The following is a 6,057-nucleotide window of genomic DNA, read 5'->3' on the forward strand; positions in this document are numbered from 1 at the left end:
GCATGGCTCGTCAGGCTTTCGGCCAAGCCGAGGCAAAACTTAGGAAAATGTAAGACGGATCGCCATTTTTCGTAGGAAACCGACCGGTGGTTGTCGTACGAGGATTGGATAACGAACGCTTTGAGCGCTTAGGCACCTTGGTCTAGGTCCTGCGATAGAAAATGAAACCAACCAATCATGTAGCGAGTTACGGGCTGGATGCCCGGTGATCAATCAGGTCTGTCAGCAATACAAAATTGCTGATCTAAACGACAAAACCCCTGTCTGCGTTAACAGACAGGGGTTTCGGAATTCAATCTTGACGATGACCTACTCTCACATGGGGAAACCCCACACTACCATCGGCGATGCATCGTTTCACTGCTGAGTTCGGGATGGGATCAGGTGGTTCCAATGCTCTATGGTCGTCAAGAAATTCTGTGTACCAGACCGTTGTGTTAGCAACGTACCAGTGAAATTCATGGACTTCTACATAAACAAAACCCCTGTTCGCGTTAGCAAACAGGGGTTCTGGAATTTAATCTTGACGATGACCTACTCTCACATGGGGAAACCCCACACTACCATCGGCGATGCATCGTTTCACTACTGAGTTCGGGATGGGATCAGGTGGTTCCAATGCTCTATGGTCGTCAAGAAATTCGGGTACTGAGTCGTGGCCAGATGGCCTCGCTTCAGCAAATTGGGTATGTGACAGCTTTCGGTGTTTTCGTGAGATCGAACTTTCGGTTCTATCGTCTTCACACACCGCAATCTGATGCTCGTTAGAGTAGTCAAATTGCTTGGGTGTTATATGGTCAAGCCTCACGGGCAATTAGTATTGGTTAGCTCAACGCCTCACAGCGCTTACACACCCAACCTATCAACGTCGTAGTCTTCGACGGCCCTTCAGGGGACTCAAGGTCCCAGTGAGATCTCATCTTGAGGCTAGTTTCCCGCTTAGATGCTTTCAGCGGTTATCTATTCCGAACATAGCTACCCGGCAATGCCACTGGCGTGACAACCGGAACACCAGAGGTTCGTCCACTCCGGTCCTCTCGTACTAGGAGCAGCCCCTCTCAAATCTCAAACGTCCACGGCAGATAGGGACCGAACTGTCTCACGACGTTCTAAACCCAGCTCGCGTACCACTTTAAATGGCGAACAGCCATACCCTTGGGACCGGCTTCAGCCCCAGGATGTGATGAGCCGACATCGAGGTGCCAAACACCGCCGTCGATATGAACTCTTGGGCGGTATCAGCCTGTTATCCCCGGAGTACCTTTTATCCGTTGAGCGATGGCCCTTCCATACAGAACCACCGGATCACTAAGACCTACTTTCGTACCTGCTCGACGTGTCTGTCTCGCAGTCAAGCGCGCTTTTGCCTTTATACTCTACGACCGATTTCCGACCGGTCTGAGCGCACCTTCGTACTCCTCCGTTACTCTTTAGGAGGAGACCGCCCCAGTCAAACTACCCACCATACACTGTCCTCGATCCGGATAACGGACCTGAGTTAGAACCTCAAAGTTGCCAGGGTGGTATTTCAAGGTTGGCTCCACGCAGACTGGCGTCCACGCTTCAAAGCCTCCCACCTATCCTACACAAGCAAATTCAAAGTCCAGTGCAAAGCTATAGTAAAGGTTCACGGGGTCTTTCCGTCTAGCCGCGGATACACTGCATCTTCACAGCGATTTCAATTTCACTGAGTCTCGGGTGGAGACAGCGCCGCCATCGTTACGCCATTCGTGCAGGTCGGAACTTACCCGACAAGGAATTTCGCTACCTTAGGACCGTTATAGTTACGGCCGCCGTTTACCGGGGCTTCGATCAAGAGCTTCGCGTTAGCTAACCCCATCAATTAACCTTCCGGCACCGGGCAGGCGTCACACCCTATACGTCCACTTTCGTGTTTGCAGAGTGCTGTGTTTTTAATAAACAGTCGCAGCGGCCTGGTATCTTCGACCGGCATGAGCTTACGGAGCAAGTCCTTCACCCTCACCGGCGCACCTTCTCCCGAAGTTACGGTGCCATTTTGCCTAGTTCCTTCACCCGAGTTCTCTCAAGCGCCTTGGTATTCTCTACCCAACCACCTGTGTCGGTTTGGGGTACGGTTCCTGGTTACCTGAAGCTTAGAAGCTTTTCTTGGAAGCATGGCATCAACCACTTCGCTAACTAAAAGTTAGCTCGTCATCAGCTCTCGGCCTTAAGATCCCGGATTTACCTAAGATCTCAGCCTACCACCTTAAACTTGGACAACCAACGCCAAGCTGGCCTAGCCTTCTCCGTCCCTCCATCGCAATAACCAGAAGTACAGGAATATTAACCTGTTTTCCATCGACTACGCTTTTCAGCCTCGCCTTAGGGACCGACTAACCCTGCGTCGATTAACGTTGCGCAGGAAACCTTGGTCTTTCGGCGTGGGTGTTTTTCACACCCATTGTCGTTACTCATGTCAGCATTCGCACTTCTGATACCTCCAGCAAGCTTCTCAACTCACCTTCACAGGCTTACAGAACGCTCCTCTACCGCATCACTTACGTGATACCCGTAGCTTCGGTGTATGGTTTGAGCCCCGTTACATCTTCCGCGCAGGCCGACTCGACTAGTGAGCTATTACGCTTTCTTTAAAGGGTGGCTGCTTCTAAGCCAACCTCCTAGCTGTCTAAGCCTTCCCACATCGTTTCCCACTTAACCATAACTTTGGGACCTTAGCTGACGGTCTGGGTTGTTTCCCTTTTCACGACGGACGTTAGCACCCGCCGTGTGTCTCCCATGCTCGGCACTTGTAGGTATTCGGAGTTTGCATCGGTTTGGTAAGTCGGGATGACCCCCTAGCCGAAACAGTGCTCTACCCCCTACAGTGATACATGAGGCGCTACCTAAATAGCTTTCGAGGAGAACCAGCTATCTCCGAGCTTGATTAGCCTTTCACTCCGATCCACAGGTCATCCGCTAACTTTTCAACGGTAGTCGGTTCGGTCCTCCAGTTAGTGTTACCCAACCTTCAACCTGCCCATGGATAGATCGCCCGGTTTCGGGTCTATTCCCAGCGACTAGACGCCCTATTAAGACTCGCTTTCGCTACGCCTCCCCTATTCGGTTAAGCTCGCCACTGAAAATAAGTCGCTGACCCATTATACAAAAGGTACGCAGTCACCCAACAAAGTGGGCTCCCACTGCTTGTACGCATACGGTTTCAGGATCTATTTCACTCCCCTCTCCGGGGTTCTTTTCGCCTTTCCCTCACGGTACTAGTTCACTATCGGTCAGTCAGTAGTATTTAGCCTTGGAGGATGGTCCCCCCATATTCAGACAAAGTTTCTCGTGCTCCGTCCTACTCGATTTCATGACTAAGAGATTTTCGCGTACAGGGCTATCACCCACTATGGCCGCACTTTCCAGAGCGTTCCGCTAATCTCAAAGCCACTTAAGGGCTAGTCCCCGTTCGCTCGCCACTACTAAGGGAATCTCGGTTGATTTCTTTTCCTCAGGGTACTTAGATGTTTCAGTTCCCCTGGTTCGCTCCATACACCTATGTATTCAGTGTAAGGTAACCATCTTATGATGGCTGGGTTCCCCCATTCAGACATCTCCGGATCAAAGTCTGTTTGCCGACTCCCCGAAGCTTTTCGCAGGCTACCACGTCTTTCATCGCCTCTGACTGCCAAGGCATCCACCGTATGCGCTTCTTCACTTGACCATATAACCCCAAGCAATCTGGTTATACTGTGAAGACAACATTCGCCGAAAATTCGATAATACTCAAAACTGAGTAACTCACAAATTTTACCTTAGCCTGATCCGTTACCAGTGAAAGTAACGTTCAGTCTATCTTTCTATCACATACCCAAATTTTTAAAGAACGATCTAATCAAAGACTAGAAATCAACATTCACCATCATAACGATGGAATGCTCATTTCTAAGCTTTCATAACGTAGAAGCAGTAGTGGTGGAGCCAAACGGGATCGAACCGTTGACCTCCTGCGTGCAAGGCAGGCGCTCTCCCAGCTGAGCTATGGCCCCGTATTTCTACAGGCGTTTCCCACACAAAATTGGTGGGTCTGGGCAGATTCGAACTGCCGACCTCACCCTTATCAGGGGTGCGCTCTAACCAACTGAGCTACAGACCCAATTTCGGGCTGCTTCTTATCGTCTTCTTCAATGAATCAAGCAATTCGTGTGGGAACTTATGGAGCAGCTGATGTCGTCGATTAAGGAGGTGATCCAGCCGCAGGTTCCCCTACGGCTACCTTGTTACGACTTCACCCCAGTCATGAATCACACCGTGGTAACCGTCCTCCCGAAGGTTAGACTAGCTACTTCTGGTGCAACCCACTCCCATGGTGTGACGGGCGGTGTGTACAAGGCCCGGGAACGTATTCACCGCGACATTCTGATTCGCGATTACTAGCGATTCCGACTTCACGCAGTCGAGTTGCAGACTGCGATCCGGACTACGATCGGTTTTCTGGGATTAGCTCCACCTCGCGGCTTGGCAACCCTCTGTACCGACCATTGTAGCACGTGTGTAGCCCAGGCCGTAAGGGCCATGATGACTTGACGTCATCCCCACCTTCCTCCGGTTTGTCACCGGCAGTCTCCTTAGAGTGCCCACCATTATGTGCTGGTAACTAAGGACAAGGGTTGCGCTCGTTACGGGACTTAACCCAACATCTCACGACACGAGCTGACGACAGCCATGCAGCACCTGTCTCAATGTTCCCGAAGGCACCAATCTATCTCTAGAAAGTTCATTGGATGTCAAGGCCTGGTAAGGTTCTTCGCGTTGCTTCGAATTAAACCACATGCTCCACCGCTTGTGCGGGCCCCCGTCAATTCATTTGAGTTTTAACCTTGCGGCCGTACTCCCCAGGCGGTCAACTTAATGCGTTAGCTGCGCCACTAAAAGCTCAAGGCTTCCAACGGCTAGTTGACATCGTTTACGGCGTGGACTACCAGGGTATCTAATCCTGTTTGCTCCCCACGCTTTCGCACCTCAGTGTCAGTATTAGTCCAGGTGGTCGCCTTCGCCACTGGTGTTCCTTCCTATATCTACGCATTTCACCGCTACACAGGAAATTCCACCACCCTCTACCATACTCTAGTCAGTCAGTTTTGAATGCAGTTCCCAGGTTGAGCCCGGGGATTTCACATCCAACTTAACAAACCACCTACGCGCGCTTTACGCCCAGTAATTCCGATTAACGCTTGCACCCTCTGTATTACCGCGGCTGCTGGCACAGAGTTAGCCGGTGCTTATTCTGTCGGTAACGTCAAAACAATCACGTATTAGGTAACTGCCCTTCCTCCCAACTTAAAGTGCTTTACAATCCGAAGACCTTCTTCACACACGCGGCATGGCTGGATCAGGCTTTCGCCCATTGTCCAATATTCCCCACTGCTGCCTCCCGTAGGAGTCTGGACCGTGTCTCAGTTCCAGTGTGACTGATCATCCTCTCAGACCAGTTACGGATCGTCGCCTTGGTGAGCCATTACCTCACCAACTAGCTAATCCGACCTAGGCTCATCTGATAGCGCAAGGCCCGAAGGTCCCCTGCTTTCTCCCGTAGGACGTATGCGGTATTAGCGTCCGTTTCCGAACGTTATCCCCCACTACCAGGCAGATTCCTAGGCATTACTCACCCGTCCGCCGCTCTCAAGAGAAGCAAGCTTCTCTCTACCGCTCGACTTGCATGTGTTAGGCCTGCCGCCAGCGTTCAATCTGAGCCATGATCAAACTCTTCAGTTCAAACATCTTTGGGTTTTTAAGAAACCCTAAACTTGGCTCAGCAATCGTTGGTTACATCTTTGATTTCTCGCGGAGTAACTTGTGATGCTGATAATCTTGTTGACTATCAGTCTGACTCCACAAGCACCCACACGAATTGCTTGATTCAGTTGTTAAAGAGCGGTTGGTTAAGATCTTTCGTCTCAACCGAGGCGCGCATTCTACAGCAGCCTCATTTGCTGTCAAGTGATTATTTTCAGAAGTTTTCGAAGAATTCTTCAACAACTTCAACCACTTGCGCTTCCGATCTCTCGTTAGCGGGAGGCGAATTCTACAGCGTTA

At 50.8% G+C, this 6,057-nt stretch carries 2 tRNA genes and 4 rRNA genes; all 6 read right to left on the bottom strand.

Annotation, left to right across the window (positions count from 1 at the left end):
* Nucleotides 1–296: 296 nt before the first annotated feature.
* Nucleotides 297–412: ribosomal RNA gene (gene rrf, locus BFP95_RS24300) — 5S ribosomal RNA — on the bottom strand.
* Nucleotides 413–521: 109 nt separating this feature from the next.
* Nucleotides 522–637, bottom strand: a 5S ribosomal RNA gene (gene rrf, locus BFP95_RS24305).
* A gap of 156 nt (nt 638–793) precedes the next feature.
* Nucleotides 794–3,685, bottom strand: a 23S ribosomal RNA gene (locus BFP95_RS24310).
* 249 nt (nt 3,686–3,934) lie between these two features.
* A tRNA-Ala gene (locus BFP95_RS24315) sits at nt 3,935–4,010 on the bottom strand.
* 30 nt (nt 4,011–4,040) lie between these two features.
* Nucleotides 4,041–4,117: transfer RNA gene (locus tag BFP95_RS24320), tRNA-Ile, on the bottom strand.
* A gap of 82 nt (nt 4,118–4,199) precedes the next feature.
* Nucleotides 4,200–5,736: ribosomal RNA gene (locus BFP95_RS24325) — 16S ribosomal RNA — on the bottom strand.
* The 16S, 23S and 5S rRNA genes sit together here with 2 tRNA genes alongside, the layout of an rRNA operon.
* Between the last annotated feature and the right edge of the window lie 321 nt (nt 5,737–6,057).

The sequence above is a fragment of the Pseudomonas sp. 58 R 12 genome, from assembly GCF_900005865.1.
In the GTDB taxonomy this organism is placed as follows: Bacteria; Pseudomonadota; Gammaproteobacteria; order Pseudomonadales; family Pseudomonadaceae; genus Aquipseudomonas; species Aquipseudomonas tritici.